Annotated in this window: 11 protein-coding genes; 9 read left to right on the top strand and 2 right to left on the bottom strand. The window is 60.0% G+C overall.

The annotated features are described in order from the left end of the window. Positions 1-24: 24 nt before the first annotated feature. From FDN03_RS09895 to FDN03_RS09875, 5 genes are all read left to right on the top strand, one after another. The gene (locus FDN03_RS09895; RefSeq protein ID WP_138176473.1) at positions 25-1,041 is read left to right on the top strand and encodes a glycosyltransferase family 2 protein; all 1,017 of its coding nucleotides are present in this window, start codon (positions 25-27) and stop codon (positions 1,039-1,041) included. Then, positions 1,038-2,417: a polysialyltransferase family glycosyltransferase gene (locus FDN03_RS09890; RefSeq protein ID WP_138176471.1), complete on the top strand. Its 1,380-nt coding sequence runs from the start codon at positions 1,038-1,040 to the stop codon at positions 2,415-2,417. Before FDN03_RS09895 ends, FDN03_RS09890 begins: the two co-directional genes overlap by 4 nt. Further along, a complete protein-coding gene (locus FDN03_RS09885; protein ID WP_138176469.1) occupies positions 2,414-3,427 on the top strand; it encodes a hypothetical protein in 1,014 nt (337 codons plus the stop codon). The genes FDN03_RS09890 and FDN03_RS09885 overlap by 4 nt, the downstream gene beginning before the upstream one ends. Positions 3,428-3,433: 6 nt before the next feature. Further along, on the top strand, positions 3,434-4,639 hold the full coding sequence (locus FDN03_RS09880) for a DUF6716 putative glycosyltransferase (protein WP_138176467.1): 1,206 nt from the start codon (positions 3,434-3,436) through the stop codon (positions 4,637-4,639). A gap of 355 nt (positions 4,640-4,994) precedes the next feature. After that, positions 4,995-6,080, top strand: coding sequence for an inositol-3-phosphate synthase (locus FDN03_RS09875; RefSeq protein ID WP_054820501.1), 1,086 nt, complete (start codon positions 4,995-4,997; stop codon positions 6,078-6,080). A gap of 240 nt (positions 6,081-6,320) precedes the next feature. Here FDN03_RS09875 and FDN03_RS16945 read toward each other — a convergent pair whose 3' ends face one another. Together FDN03_RS16945 and FDN03_RS09870 are read right to left on the bottom strand one after the other, a co-directional pair. Further along, on the bottom strand, positions 6,321-6,443 hold the full coding sequence (locus FDN03_RS16945; RefSeq protein WP_279402141.1) for a hypothetical protein: 123 nt from the start codon (positions 6,441-6,443) through the stop codon (positions 6,321-6,323). Positions 6,444-7,164: 721 nt separating this feature from the next. Continuing rightward, positions 7,165-8,601, bottom strand: coding sequence for a CCA tRNA nucleotidyltransferase (locus tag FDN03_RS09870; protein ID WP_138176465.1), 1,437 nt, complete (start codon positions 8,599-8,601; stop codon positions 7,165-7,167). Positions 8,602-8,725: 124 nt separating this feature from the next. Between FDN03_RS09870 and FDN03_RS09865 the strand changes: the two genes are divergently transcribed. From FDN03_RS09865 to trxA, 4 genes are all read left to right on the top strand, one after another. Then, positions 8,726-9,265: an NUDIX hydrolase gene (locus FDN03_RS09865; protein ID WP_138176463.1), complete on the top strand. Its 540-nt coding sequence runs from the start codon at positions 8,726-8,728 to the stop codon at positions 9,263-9,265. A 152-nt stretch (positions 9,266-9,417) separates the two neighbouring features. Then, positions 9,418-11,130, top strand: coding sequence for a hypothetical protein (locus FDN03_RS09860; RefSeq protein WP_138176461.1), 1,713 nt, complete (start codon positions 9,418-9,420; stop codon positions 11,128-11,130). A gap of 102 nt (positions 11,131-11,232) precedes the next feature. Further along, entirely contained in the window at positions 11,233-12,201 is a 969-nt protein-coding gene (gene trxB / locus FDN03_RS09855) for a thioredoxin-disulfide reductase (protein WP_054820498.1), read from the top strand. A gap of 26 nt (positions 12,202-12,227) precedes the next feature. Beyond that, the gene (trxA, locus tag FDN03_RS09850) at positions 12,228-12,551 is read left to right on the top strand and encodes a thioredoxin (protein ID WP_138176459.1); all 324 of its coding nucleotides are present in this window, start codon (positions 12,228-12,230) and stop codon (positions 12,549-12,551) included. Positions 12,552-15,053: the final 2,502 nt, after the last annotated feature.

Here is a 15,053-nt window from a genome sequence, read left to right as displayed (position 1 = left end):
CTGCCCCCGCATGAAAGATCCGCAGTGACCGCAACGCACACCCCCACCGGAACCGCACGGGTTCCGGGATTGATCAGCGTCATCATCCCGGCCTACAACCAGGAGCCCTTCATCAACGACGCCCTGGACTCGCTGGTCGCCCAGCGCCTGGGCCGCCATCGCCTGCAGGTCATCGTGGTCGATGACCACTCCAGCGACCTGACGCCCACCCTGGTGCAGGACTACCGGGGCCGCTTCGAGGACCTGCGGCTGATCACCCACCCGGAAAACCGCGGGGTGTCCGCGGCCCGCAACACCGGGTTGGCGGCGGCCACCGGCAGCTACGTCACGTTCCTGGACCCGGATGACTGGTTTTCCCGCGACCACCTGGCCTCCCTGGCCGACGGGCTGGAACGGCTCGAGGTGGACTTCGTGCGCTGCGACCAGGTGCGGGTGCGCGGCACCAGCCGCAGCATCCACCGTGCCCCGCAGGCGCTGCACAATGTGGTCCTGGATCCGCGGGAGGACATCCTGCCGGTGGATGCGGCCAGCATGATCGACTACCCGTATGTGTTCACCGGCATGTACCGCCACGACGTGCTGGGCGACACCCAGTGGTTCGACCCGGCGCTGGCCACCTGCGAGGACCGGCCCTGGCTGTGGCGGCTGTACCTGTCCAGCACCAGCTACGCGGTGGTGGGTGAGGCCAGCCAGTTCTACCGGCGCAACCTGCCCGGCTCCCTGACCCAGGTGTTCGACGAACGCCAGCTGCACTTCATCCCGGCCTTCGGCCAGATCGTGCAGCTGGTCAGCCAGGACCGGGAGGCCGACCGCTTCCTGCCCAAGGCGCTGCGCCAGTTCTTCGCGATCGCCTGCCACCATCTGGACCGCATCGGGCAGTTCCCCGCCGCGCTGGCCGCCGAGCTGCGCCGCCAGCTGGGGGCCGCCCTGGCCCAGCTGCCGCCCAGACCGATGGCCGAGGCGCTGGAACAGCTGGACCCGCGCCGGCGCAAGCTGCTGCGCACCGTGTACACCCCGGCGCCGGTGGGGGTGGGAGCATGATCCAGCTGCTTGCCGCCTCCACCAGCTTCCAGGTCATGTGCCTGGCGGCGATGCTTGACGCCGGACTGCTGCCCCCGGCCGAGCGCCGCATCCTGGTGCTGGCCAACGGCTCAATGGCCCCGGAGCTGACGGTGCCGCTCGATGAGGTGCCCGGCTTCCCGGCCCTGGCCGAGCGTTTCGATGCCGTCGTGGACTTCGGGGCGCTGATCGCCCCGCGCCGGGTCGGGGCCTTCAACCCGCGCACCGAGGAACTGGTGACCTTCGAGCGCCTGCTGCGCACCGCCTGGGGCCTGGGCCGCGAACCGGTGCACCTGGTGCTCGAGTCGATCCAGGTCAATCCGGCCCAGGCGCTGGCCCGGATCTTCCACGACGCACCCATCACCGTGCATTCCGATGGCCTGATGTCCTACGGGCCCACCCGCAGCAGGCTGCCGCGCCCGATCGCCCAGCGGATCGCCGGCACCTGCCATGTGGATCTGGTGCCGGGGCTGCGCCCGCTGCTGCTGCACGAGCTGTGTCCACGGCGCACCGTGGTGCCGCTGCCGGCGCTGCGCCGGGTCTTCGACGAGGTGGCCCGCGACCCGCAGGTCACCGGGCTGCTGCCCCGGGTGCCGGCCGACCATGCCCTGGTGCTCGGCCAGTACCTGGGGGCGCTGGGACTGCTGGATGATGAGCAGGAACTGGAACTGCACCGTCAGATGCTGCAGGAGGCCGCTGACTGCGGAGCCGGGCACGTGGTGTTCAAGCCGCACCCCAGTTCCTCCCCCGCCTCGGCACGCAGGCTCGCCGTCCTCGCCGCACAGCAGGGCCTGGGGTTCACGCTGCTGCGCACCCCGCTGCTGGCCGAGACCGTGATCGGGGCGCTGCGCCCGCAGCGCGTCATTTCCTGCTTTTCCACCGCACTGGTCACCGCCCACTACATGCTCGACATACCGGTCAGCGCGGTGGGCACCGACGCGCTGCTGCAGCACCTGGCCCCGTACCAGAACTCGAACCGGATCCCGCTGACCCTGATCCACGCGCTGTTCCGCCAACAGCTGCCGGCCCCCTCCCGGGTGCGGTCGGGTTCGGTGGATGAGCTCAGCGCCCTGGTGCGCGCCGTGTCGTACTGCATGCAGTCCGGGCAGCTCGAATCCCTGCGCGCCCAGACCGAAGAGTACCTGGAAGCCAACTATGCGGCCCACCCGGAGTACTTCAAGCGCCGCCGGCTGGCCAAGCTGGACCTGCCCCCGCGCTGGGCCCACCCCAACTCGCAGCGCAGCCCCGTGCTCCGGTTGCGTCGCGCCGCCGGCCGCTCGGTGCGCGGCATGCAACGCCGCGGGGCGCGGGCCTTTAGCAGCATGGCCCGTCGCCTGGAGTCGGGAGCGCGCGGGTGAAAAAGATCGTGCACCGTCCGCAGGCGGAGGTCAGCCGGCCACGCTTCGGCCACTGCCGAGTCTGGGTCGAATCCCCACTGCAGCTGCTCTCTGCGGTGGAAACCCATGCAGCGGGGCTGCTGGGCAGCAACACCCGAATCGTGCCACGGCAAAACATGCCGCTGGAGGCCACCACCAAAGCACTGCTGCAGGCCGCCCCCCGCGGGCTGGCGATTGCCGAGCCCTCCCGCAACCCACCGGCACCGCTGTCCACCGATGAACGCTGGGTCACCGGGGACGCCTACTCGGGCAGGGTGCAGCGTGCCCTGCTGGGGCCGGTGCAATCCCGTGAAGTGGTCATCATCGACGACGGGCTCGCCACCTTGGCGCTGATCCGCCAGCTGACCAGCCAAGATCCGGTACCACTGGTGCGTGAGCGGGTGGAGAACTCCGCGGGCCGCAGGGCACTGGGACTGGCGCTGTGGTACCGGCTGCGTTTAATGGCGCGCGATCAGCGCCTGCTGATCGTCTCCGCCCTGGACGTGGATGAGCCCACGCGCGAACGCATGGAGCAACTGGGCATCAAGTTTGCCCAGCACCGCTTCGAATGGCTCGCCGCCCAACCCGTGGCCGAGAGCTTCGCCGAACCCACCTTGGTCATCGGCTCGGCGATGAGCACCGACGGGCTGATCCATCCCGAGCCGTATCTGGAATGGCTGCGTGATGTGGCCCAGGACGGGCCGCTGGCGTATTTTCCGCACCGCCGCGAAACCCCGCGCCTGCTCGAGCTGATTGGCCGGATCCCCAATGTCCGGCTCAAGGAGCACACCATTCCCATTGAGATGCGCCTGCGCCGGTTGCGCTCCGGTCAGCTAATCCGCTCCTTGCCCTCCACAGTGGTGCCTTCGCTGCGCCTGCTGCTGGGTACGCAACGTCACCAGGTCATTCCCCAAGCGGTGCCCGAACACTGGTGGACCGCCGCGACATCCCGGCAGCTGCGCGAGCACCTGTCCAATTCCCTGAAGGTGTGATGCCCGGTGACTCCCTCCATCTTGGCCGTGGCCGACTCCGACTCGTACCTGAAGCTGGCCGCCCATCTGCTGCACCAGCTCGGCGACGGATGGCGGCGGCGGGTCGTGGTTGTCCGCACCCCCACAAGCCCCACCGACGAGCAGATCCGGGCGGCGTTCAGCGGCACGGATTTGGACCCGCAGCACGTCCAAATTCTGCCGCTAAGTCACCTCACCGCCGGTACCGTCACCGAAGATGTGCTGTTCGCTTCGGCCACCGGGCCGATTGTCTCGGAAATTTATGCCAGGATCCTGCGCAGCGAACCGGTCGATGCACGCCGCACGGCGCTCGTTTCGGCGCTGCCCGGAGTAGCTTTCCCCGCGACGGCGAAAGGCTGGAACTATCGTCGGGCAGGGGATGCCTTCATCTGCCATTCGCACGCCGAGGTGCGGGATTTCTCCTTCCTGGCCGACTCCGAACCCGGCCACCAGCCCACCCTGTTGCTGGGCAAGTTGCCGTTTTTGACCAGTCCTGGCTTCCCCGCCACTTGTAGCCAGCCGATTAACCGAGTCGTGTTTGCCGCCCAGGCCAAGGTTCCGAGCGCACGTGATGAGCGTGAACAGATCCTGCTGGCTCTGGAAGGCACGGCCCGGATGAACCCGGGTACCGAGGTCATCATCAAGTTGCGCGCCCGGGCCGGAGAACCGCAAACACATCTGGAGCAATACCCTTATGACGCGCTGTTGGAGCAGATGGTCCAGGACGGACGGCTCTCCCGGACCAGCCACATCCGTTTTGCCACGGGGGCGTTGCACGAATTTCTGGTTCCGGGAACGGCGTTGGCCACGGTTTCTTCAACCGCGGCACTCGAGGCCCTGGACCACGGGTTGCCGACCCTGGTCATCAACGACTTTGGCGTTGACGTTTCACTGATTAATACGGTGTTCGTCGGCTCCGGGATTCAAGGCAGTCTGCAACAACTGCAGATGCTCGGACTCAGTAATCCGAACCGCGCATGGCTGAGGGAAAATTACTTTCATCGCAATGCCCGCGATCTGCATGACGCACTGCAACTCCTAGCGTCTAGAGCGCAGACTGGAACGCTGCAGACAGACGAGCAAGTGCTGTCACGTCTGAAGAACTTTCCTCTGCGGCAGCGCGTACGCACCGTAATGCCCCGCCCAATGCTGGAAATTGCCCGAAAGTTGCGGCGGATTCTTGGACAGGCGTGAAATGAGAGCTACCAGACACCTCATGAGCATCTGAAATTTTGCTAATGACATAATATTTCATGATTTTTCAAGCCTAATAACGTGCTCTACGCTCACCGAGCGCGGTCGTTCATGCCCAATAGAATTTTTGGTACTGACTTTGTTTTCAGTCATTACCGACCGAACTCAGGGGAGTTTCCGTCCGCATGAGGTCGGGTGGTAACAGTAACGAGCCTCGCTTCCCAATCTCTTCGCCGAAGCGGGAATGAAAGTGCATAGTAAGGGACTTAAGATCTATGGGGGAGCCTGTTTGCGGATAACTCTTATCTCTTGGATCCGCTCCCCAAAGCTTTCATCGTTTTCCAAAGGAGTTCATGTGTCGGCGAACCCGATCAGAGTTGCCATCGTCGGTGTGGGTAACTGTGCCACGTCACTTATCCAAGGCGTCGAGTACTACCGCGATGCGGCAGCTGATTCCACCATTCCGGGTCTGATGCACGTTCAGTTCGGCGACTACCACGTCAGCGACGTGCAGTTCGTCGCCGCTTACGACGTCGATGCCAAGAAGGTTGGACTGGATCTTGCTGACGCAATCCTGGCCAGCGAGAACAACACCATTAAGATCGCGGATGTGCCGCAGACCGGAATCACCGTCCAGCGGGGACATACCCTGGATGGCTTGGGCAAGTACTACCGCGAAACCATCGAGGAGTCCTCGGCCGAACCGGTGGACATGGTTCAGTCCCTCAAGGACGCCCAGGTCGATGTACTGGTCTGCTACCTTCCGGTGGGTTCGGAAGAAGCGGCCAAGTTCTACGCACAGGCTGCGATTGACGCTGGCGTTGCCTTCGTCAACGCACTGCCGGTCTTCATTGCCGGCACCCCGGAATGGGCGCAGAAGTTCACAGATGCTGGTGTTCCGATCGTCGGCGACGACATCAAGAGCCAAATCGGTGCCACCATCACCCACCGCGTCATGGCAAAGCTCTTCGAAGACCGTGGGGTTGTCCTGGACCGCACCTACCAGCTGAATGTGGGCGGCAACATGGACTTCAAGAACATGCTCGAGCGCGAGCGTCTGGAATCCAAGAAGATCTCCAAGACCCAGGCGGTCACTTCCAACACCTCAGCTGCCCTGGGTGCCGATGACGTACACATCGGCCCGAGCGACTTCGTGTCATGGCTGGACGACCGCAAATGGGCTTTCGTGCGCCTCGAGGGACGCAACTTCGGTGATGCGCCGGTCAACCTCGAATACAAGCTGGAGGTTTGGGATTCCCCGAACTCCGCGGGCGTCATCATCGACGCGGTGCGCGCCGCGAAGATCGCCCAGGACCGCGGCATTGGTGGTCCCATCCTCTCCGCTTCCAGCTACTTCATGAAGTCGCCGCCGGAGCAGTACGACGACGAAACCGCGCGTCAGAAGGTAGAGGCCTTTATTCGCGGCGAGATCGAGCGTTAACGGTCCACTCCCCGCCCGAGTCTTCAGGTGCCCACCGTGTCCACAAGGCGGTGGGCACCTGCATTTAAGAGCTCTCGTGGTCGGACTGTGAAACTCCTGCATTGTTCCAAGGCCTTCGTCATCTGGGTGCGGCGAGGCCCGCCGGGCCACAGGCCGGCGGGCCTCGTCTGGATATTCGGTTGCGGTTCCATCATGTATCCCCCTTGGTCTGGCACTGACGGTAATGGCGTCAGCCGACCCCTAGCGGATACGGAAGTACATTTCCGGTGGAACGTGATTCTTCATTTCACGTTCGCGACGTGCCTGATGGAATCGCGTTTCCTTGAAGCGATCAGTCTGATCGCCGCGGTAGCGCTTTTTCACTAGCCTCCCCTCCTTTCCGTTTGCGTCGAAAGGACGGGAACAACTTGAGGGTTCGAAAGCGAACTACGCGCTTTCAGGCTCTCCGGTCCGGCGAAGATCAATTCCGCGGCGCGGATAGCACGGGTTGGAGTAGTGCAAAGAGGGGCAGACATGAGAAAAGTTCCTAGAGGTTTCGGTCGAATACTGACTATTCAGCCTCAGGAACTTTTTGATGAGTTAGTGTGAGAGAACTAGATCGTCATCTGTCCGGAGGCTGGGGAAACTCGCCGCACGCGGGCGTAAAAGCCGGCAAATCCGCCGCCATTAGTCCAAGAAATCTGGATCATATTCATGTTTCCCACCTCCTTAGGTCTGCTCGAGTCGATCGCACCTCAGGTGCGAGACTGCAACGTTTATTGTCTCTTCGATCTCGTTAGTCTCATTGAGACTTCCCAATCACGATACCCAGCATAACTGAACTCTGCGCGGAATATCCAGCCACAAGGGAAAATACTTTAAAGATTCTTCGGCTTCACGGGCCACGTGGTGCCGCCGGACGTGTGAAGACTGCTGTCCCAGAAGCAGAAGGCAGCTGCAGCTGCAGCTACCAATACATAGCAACGGCAGTCATCCGGAAAGTCTTCGGGCAAGTCCTACCGTCACGGAAAGCACAAACAGCCGCCGTCCTGCAATCACCACACGGCAGCGCGCAGGAGGGCGGCAAACCCGCAATGTGCGCGGCTTAGTCCCGCGACTCGGGCTGCTCGGCCCACCACTGCAGGAGGCGTTCTCCGGCCTTGTCCTCCCCCAAGGGGCCTTCGTCAAGGCGCATGTTCAACAGGAACTTATACGCACGTCCCACTACGGGTCCCGGAGAGATCCCCAGTAGCTTCATGATCTGCTCGCCGTCAAGGTCGGGCCGAATGGAATTCAGCTCCTCCTGCTCAGCAATCTGCTGGATCCGGGTTTCCAGGTCGTCGTAGGCGAACGACAGGCGATCGGCCTTGCGGCGGTTGCGCGTCGTAACGTCCGAGCGGGTCAGGCGGTGCAGACGCTCGAGCTGGGGACCTGCATCTGTCACGTACCTACGTACCGCGGAATCTGTCCAGCCGGCTTCCCCATAACCGTAGAAACGCATATGCAGTTCAACCAGACGGGCAACGGCCTTGATCGTTTCCTTGTCGAAACGCAGGGCACGCATCCGCTGCTTGACCAACTTGGAGCCCACCACGTCATGGTGACGGAAACTGACCGAGCCGTTGCTCTCGAATTTCCGTGTCGCCGGCTTGCCGATGTCGTGCATCAGGGCAGCGAAGCGCAGCACAAAATCTGGTTTCGGAACCGCTCCGTCGGCATCGGTCTCGTGATCAATCGCCTGCTCCAGCACGGTCAGTGAATGCTGGTAGACATCCTTGTGCCGGTGGTGCTCGTCGATCTCCAGACGTAACGCAGGCACCTCGGGCAGCATGATGTCGGCCAGGCCGGTTTGCACCAGCAAATCGATACCCGATCGCGGGTCCGCGCCATTGATGAGTTTGACCAGCTCATCGCGGATTCGCTCAGCCGAAATGATCTCGAGCCGGTCAGCCATGTGCCGCATGGCCTTGCGAACCTCCGGTGCAACGTTCATTCGCAGCTGCGAGGTGAAGCGCGCAGCCCGCATCATCCGCAGTGGATCATCGGAAAAAGAGACTTCCGGAGATCCCGGCGTACGAATCAGCCCCTCATTCAGGGAGGCGACTCCGTCAAAGGGATCGATGAGTTCCAGCTGCGGCAAACGCAGTGCCATGGCATTCATGGTGAAATCGCGTCGGTACAGATCGTCTCGCAGATTATCGCCAAAGGCCACGACGGGCTTGCGAGAATCCTTGTCATAGGCATCCGCGCGGTAAGTCGTGACTTCAATGGTGTCCCTGCCCTTACGCAGCGCGATGGTTCCGAAGTCACGGCCCACATCCCACGTTGCGTCCGCCCAACCCTCAATGACGCTCAGGGTCTGATCCGGCAGCGCGTTGGTCGTGAAATCCAGGTCAGGTGAGACGCGTCCAAGGTAGAGATCACGGACCGGTCCACCGACCAGCGACAGCTCGAATCCAGCTGCGACGAAGCGGTCAGCCAACTCGAAAATGACCGCGGGAAGAATCTGGCGCAGCACTGCGTGGGAAGGAAGTTCGTACATAGTCCTTTAAGGGTGCCAGATTTCCCGGCCCCGTGTGCACGTACTCGGTGGTATTCACTGCGACAAAACTCTCCGCGTCACGTTGTTAACGGAATGTTAGGCGTTTTGTCGATACAGTGGTTTCATGAACCGTCCGATCCCGTCCGCACCTAAGCGCACGCCATTGACAGCGTCAATGGCGCATGCGCACGCGGCTGGAGGGCACCAACAGCTGCCCACCGTCGAGGAGGTTTCCTCCGGCGGTATCGTGATCGATTTCGATGATTCCTCCTTCCCCGTAGCAATCATCGCCCGGTACAACCGAGGCGGGCGGCTCGAGTGGTGTCTTCCCAAGGGCCACCCGGAGGGCGAAGAGACCAATGAGGAAGCCGCGATCCGGGAGATCGAGGAAGAGACCGGAATTGCCGGTCGGATTCTCGCGCCCCTGGGATCCGTGGACTACTGGTTTACCGTCACCAACTACCGGGTCCACAAAACGGTGCACCACTTCCTGCTCGAGGCCACAGGTGGCGAGTTGACCATCGAAAACGATCCGGACCATGAAGCCGTGGACGTCGATTGGGTTCCCCTGAACGCATTGGGCAAGAGGCTGTCTTTTCCCAACGAGCGGCGCATTGCCGACCTCGCGCGCGAGGTGCTGACCCGCTATGTCACCGGTGGTTAGCCAACAGGGTTCACAGGTGAATCGCCCCGGAGAACGCCGGCACGGAATCTACAGAAAAACAGCGTCTTCGACGGCCACGTGACTCTAGCCAAATCACCCACATATCCCGTCGTATCGCAGGTAACATGAGGGATGGCGGGGAATCCGCCTGAATGCTCAACCAACCCTTGGAGATGCACGTGTCGCAGTCCATCGATGTCGGGTCCGTCCTCGGCGGTCGCTACCAGGTCACCGAATTTGTCTTGACCTCCGCCGAAGGAGACCTTGTCCTCGAAGGCATTGACCAGGTGCTGAACAGATCCGTCAGTATTCTGGTTGCGTCGACGGACAATTCCTCACAGTTGGCCAGCAGCGCGCGCGAAATCGCGATGGACGAGCGTTCCGCTGCGGTCCAGGTCCTCGATCTTGGCGTTACGGACGCCAATCAAACTTATCTCGTAGCCAACCTGGCCAATTCGGCGGACTTGCTCGACTTGGTGGTTGAGCGCGACGCTCCTTATGTCGAGCCGTTTTTCACAGATACTCTGGGCACCGAAATCTTCGGTGAATCTCGTCAGGCAGTACCGCAGACCTACGAGGACGACGACGCCTACTACGAGCACCTCCGCTATGAGGAGGAGCCGGAAGAGCAGGGCCGTATCGGAAACGCTCTCAGCAGTGGATTCAGCGGTCTGAAGAACAGGTTCGGACGCAAGAATGCGTCCGCTGAAGGTGATGAGCAATCACTGCCTTCTGCAGAGGGCGATGATGTCGACCCGAAGACGGCTCCGCAGGAGACGTCTTCTCCAAGCACCACACCGGTTGCGCCGATTAAGGGCTCGGAAGGGGGCGCTAAGCCTGCCGACAGGGCAAAAGTCACCCGTCTTGAGGACGACGAGCCGAATGTCACCGCCACGGCGGCGTTGTCTTCGGCCGAGCTTTCCAAGGGCAAGGAACCAAAGTCTTCCAAGGACAAAAAGAAGCCTGCTGCCGCAGGGGCGACGTCAGCGGCAGCTGCAGCATCCGAGTCTCCTAAGAAAGAACCCCGCGGGGATAAGCCAACTGGCTCTCAAAAGGCCAGTGGGGCTGCGGGGGCCGCCGATGCCGGCGGGGTTGCTGCTGCCGCAGCAGCCGCATCCGGCAACGGCTCGAAGGCCAAAACCTTCCCCGCCGCAGCCAAGAACGTTCCTGCCTCCAACGCAGATTACGAAAATCCGGAAGAGAACAACGAAAACAGCAGTAAGGGAGCTCGCCTGTTGGTGGGCGCCGTGCTGATCGCTGTACTCGTCATTGGGGTAGTTTTCGCGTTTAACTTCCTCGGCCGTGGTGGAGGCGATGAGCCCGTAGCTCAGACGCCGCCGAACGAAACTCAGGAGCAGCCCGCCGAGCCGAATGAGGAGTCCCCTTCGGACACCGAGTCCCCGTTGCCTGCCCCGGAAATTGCTGATGTTTCCCGGCTGGTGCCAGGGAACCAGAAGCTGAACGCTGAAACCGATGACACTCTGTCCAAGATGATCGACGGTAATCCTGCCAGTGTTTACAACACCTACTCGTATACCACCGCGAACTTCGGCGGTTTTGCCTCCAACATGGTGTTTATCCTCGAGCTGGAAGATGAGTCGAAGATCAGCGAAGTTCAGCTTGACGGCCTCAACGCCTCTGGAGGCAGCTACCAGATTCTGATTGGTGACAGCGAAGACCTGGGCGAAGCAAACTCCGTGGCCAACGGCTCATTCACGGGCCCGTCGCTGACTGTTCCAGTGAATGAAGAGCAAGCCACGGGCCAATACGTCTTCTTGAACGTTACTGAACTGCCGCGTCGCGCTTCTGGCGCGAATGCATCTCGTCCCTTTGGGCTGCAGATTGGTGAGTTCTCGGCCAAGTAACACTGACGGAATTTTTCACCGTTATCAAACGTTGAGGTGCATAGTGAGGTCTAACCGCACTATGCACTTCGCATTTACATGAAATGAAAGGGTCCCTCCCCCGTGGCTTCAACACAGAATGATGAAATCCGCGATGTCATCATCGTCGGTTCCGGTCCAGCGGGCTACACGTCAGCAATTTACACTGCGCGCGCGAACCTGAATCCACTGGTCATTGCCGGTTCCGTAACCGCTGGTGGAGAACTGATGAACACCACCGACGTGGAAAACTTTCCTGGTTTCCCACAGGGCATCATGGGACCCGACCTTATGGACAATCTGCAGCAGCAAGCCGAGCGCTTTGGCGCTGAAGTACTCTTCGATGACGTGACGCATCTGGATCTCACCGGAGACATCAAGAAGGTCACCGTCAACGACGGCACCGTCTTCACCGCGCACTCCGTTATTGTTTCGACCGGGTCAGCGTACCGCGAGCTTGGCCTGGAAGATGAGAAGCGTCTGTCCGGCAAGGGTGTCTCCTGGTGTGCAACCTGTGATGGGTTCTTCTTCCGTGATCAGCAAATTGCAGTTGTTGGCGGCGGAGATTCGGCCATGGAAGAAGCACTCTTCCTGACCAAGTTTGCCTCGAAGGTGTACGTGGTGCACCGGAGAAACGAACTACGGGCCTCGAAAATTATGGCAGACCGCGCCATGGCCCACGAGAAGATCGAGTTCGTTTGGGACTCTGAGGTTGTCGGGATCGAGGGTGCTGAAAAGGTCGCCGGACTACGCGTAAAGAACCGTAGCACCGGTGAAGAGAAGACTCTGCCCGTCACGGGCGTTTTCGTCGCTATCGGCAACGATCCACGCACCGAGCTGGTAAAGAATCAGCTCGAGCTGACTGCAGAGGGCACTATCGCTGTTGACGGACGCACTTCTCAAACCTCGTTGAAGGGCGTATTTGCCGCCGGCGATGTCATCGACGCTCGGTACCGGCAAGCGATCACCGCCGCAGGTTCTGGATGCGCAGCCGCAATCGACGTTGAACACTTCCTGGCGGATCTAAAAACCCCCGTACAGGCGACGAATTAAGCTCTACAGAAAGGTGGTTGTCTCTCATGAGCAACGCAAAGGATGTCACCGAAGCAAGCTTCCAGGCGGACGTGCTGGAAGCAAGTAAGCCGGTAATCGTTGATTTCTGGGCAGAATGGTGTGGCCCCTGCCGACAGCTGAGCCCCATTCTTGATCAGATTGCCGTCGAGCACGCCGACAAGGTAGACGTCGTCAAGATCAACGTCGACGAAAACCAGGGCATCGCAGCAAAGTACGGAATCACCAGTATTCCTGCTGTCTACGTTTTCAAGGACGGTGAACACGTCGCTACGTCGATTGGCGCCAAGCCGAAGCCTGTTCTCGAGAAGGAATTCGCTGCCTACCTCTAGGTAGTGAAGAACGAAGTATCGACCACTAAGGGTGGCGGATCAGTGATCCGCCACCCTTAGTGGTCCTTTTCTACCGGAGAATAACCCCTGTCATCGGACGATTAGCGGATCAAAGGCTCTGGAAGAATCGAAGCTTGAAATCAAGTATATTATTTTGTTTTTTCTGTTACCAGTCCTCGACTGATAATCCCGAAGGATCATGCCCGACATGCAGGCCGCTTTCGGCTGATGGCACTGTGAAGAATGATTGCTGTCTTTCCTTCGCTTTCTGCGCGCCGCGTGCTTCTTCCCAAATCTAGCAATGACGTCTCCCGCCACCGTACAATACGAGTGACGTCCATGGGCCATGATGGAAATAGCTATCAGAGCTGGTGCATCACTTGATGGCTACTGGGTACTCCTACTCAATGACCACTATGCTGTCGCCAGAATTTAGCGTTTCGTGCAATTTTGCTGTTCCACCGCACACGGTGCGATTTCAATGAGTCTGCGTAGTGGGGTCAAGAGGGATGATCCCGCGATCATCAAGCTTCCGGAAAGCAGCCTTCTAAACGTAGCCCCGGGCTAGAGCGCTTCCCGTTCCCCCATCATCCTCATCGCAATCGCGGCCGGAGTTCTTGGACACTCGTACTGTAATAGACGGCATTAATCCGCGAGGTGCGTTCAACCGTTGTTGTGGCCAGCTGCAACACGGGTACACCTACCCACAAGCTATAGTCGCAGCGGGCTCAATGCTCCGTTCGTTTGCTAACGGACATGTGGTACCGGCCATCTGGAGCCAATAGAACCGCGGGGAAACACGTAATGCGTAATACGCAGGATCATCAGGTAGGACAATGGTGGTTCCGGTGACAAAAAAGGTGCGGGGCCAAAGACTGGAAAGTCGTTTCCAGTGACACGGGCTCGCCTTACTGCGGCTACACTCTTTCGAGCCTTTTGGTTGCTCTATCTCAAGAGAAGACACTCAGAGTCGCAGCCACTTCTGCGATTGCGTGCAATGTTGTGAGAGCATCCTGCGCGCGTGTTCGAAAAGTTCGATTATTCAGGTTTTACATTCTCTGAACCTTGCCACGCGCCGGTCTTCCGTGGAGTTCCACCGGTCCTGAAAACCCAGGTATGTCACAAAATTAGCGTGTTTTCGATAGCGGACCCAACGTCGCTAATGTTTTCTCTGTTCCAAGTGGAGGAGCAAAATCACCGACCGGGAAAGTTGCCGGTCTTCATGACCCAGCTGTCCCCGAAGACAAGGTCTATCCCTGAATTTCGAATACCTTCGATACCGATCTGCGACTAGTCTCATCCCGGTTTTTCAATGTTTCTACCCACAAGCATCCCGCAGTAGTGTCGCGAATTGGGCAATGACTACTTCAACGCCCACCGGTCCCTACTCCCCTACTTTAGGAAATGCCTGCACTTTCTGTGTTGCCAGTGCTTCGTCCGCAACACGCACAGCTGCCCGGACGCTTTACTCGCTGAACCCGGCAAAGCGAACAACACGAGAAAGTTAGAGTCACCCCTGGCGTTGGTGTCTCTCGAAGGGAATTGCCTAAGGTGTATTCAGGCGTCCAGCTCTGAGACAGCTCAAAGCTCATAGCAGTTAGGCGATATTAGCTATGCCGCCAGAATGGATCGCCAACCGTTTCACGTGAAACTTTGCGATTTACTGTTTGTGCAAGGTTTGAACTTAGAGCTGTAGTACCAAAACCTCGTGTGCCCTCTTCGCTGCACCCCCTCTATTTTCCACACGAACGGCTTCTCTAGGTACAGGCCAGGTTTGCGAGCCCAAAACTTGACGTTGAATCGAACTTCCGGCGTTGGAGTCAGTGGCCTTAGACGCTCTGTAGGGGGCTTAGAGTGCCCCTACATCAGTAACCCATGATCCGGTTCCCGTCGGCCTTCAAGAGGAGACAACGGCGTCGCGAAACTCATTGTCCTTAGACGTACTCCGGCGCGTCACTATCCACTACAAGCCCCTTGCGACATCATTGCCTCGCGGGCAGCCAGAGGACGCAGCAAATGCTTCTAGTGCAACCACAACCTAGGATCCGGCCCCTCACCTTCGAATAATTAGAAACATAACCCCTCGCGACTTGCCGAGTTGCCAATGAGCCCTTCCGTAGGTGCTCCTTGGCCTGCTCCGAAGATTGAGCTCAGCATTGGGCTGCAACACCCTGCGATCAGCGGCTACAGGAGCCTTGCTGAGGGCCGTATAGCTCTCCTCAGGGGTGAGGGTGTGCCCGAGTAGATCTGAAGTCTCAGAAACGAACAGAGGACTTCGAGGATCCGACGGCTGAAGCTCCTCCATCGTATCTACACTTCGTTTACGGAGACGCTGCACGTGGAACAATGGTCAGGGATGTATCTTATGCGCCTGGAAAGACGGCCGGTCGGTGGGCCCGGAAGATGCCCGAGCCGGTCGACAGCGGAACCGCAATAAGTAGGGCGTTTGCTGCCGAGGCAAGCATCCTTGCAGAAGTAGCCCGAATAACTGCAGGATCGCCG

Origin of the sequence: Glutamicibacter sp. V16R2B1, assembly GCF_005774635.1 — a bacterium.
Classification (GTDB): Bacteria; Actinomycetota; Actinomycetes; order Actinomycetales; family Micrococcaceae; genus Glutamicibacter; species Glutamicibacter creatinolyticus.
The sequence above is the reverse complement of the archived record's forward strand: the minus strand, read 5'-3'. Positions and strand labels throughout refer to the sequence as shown.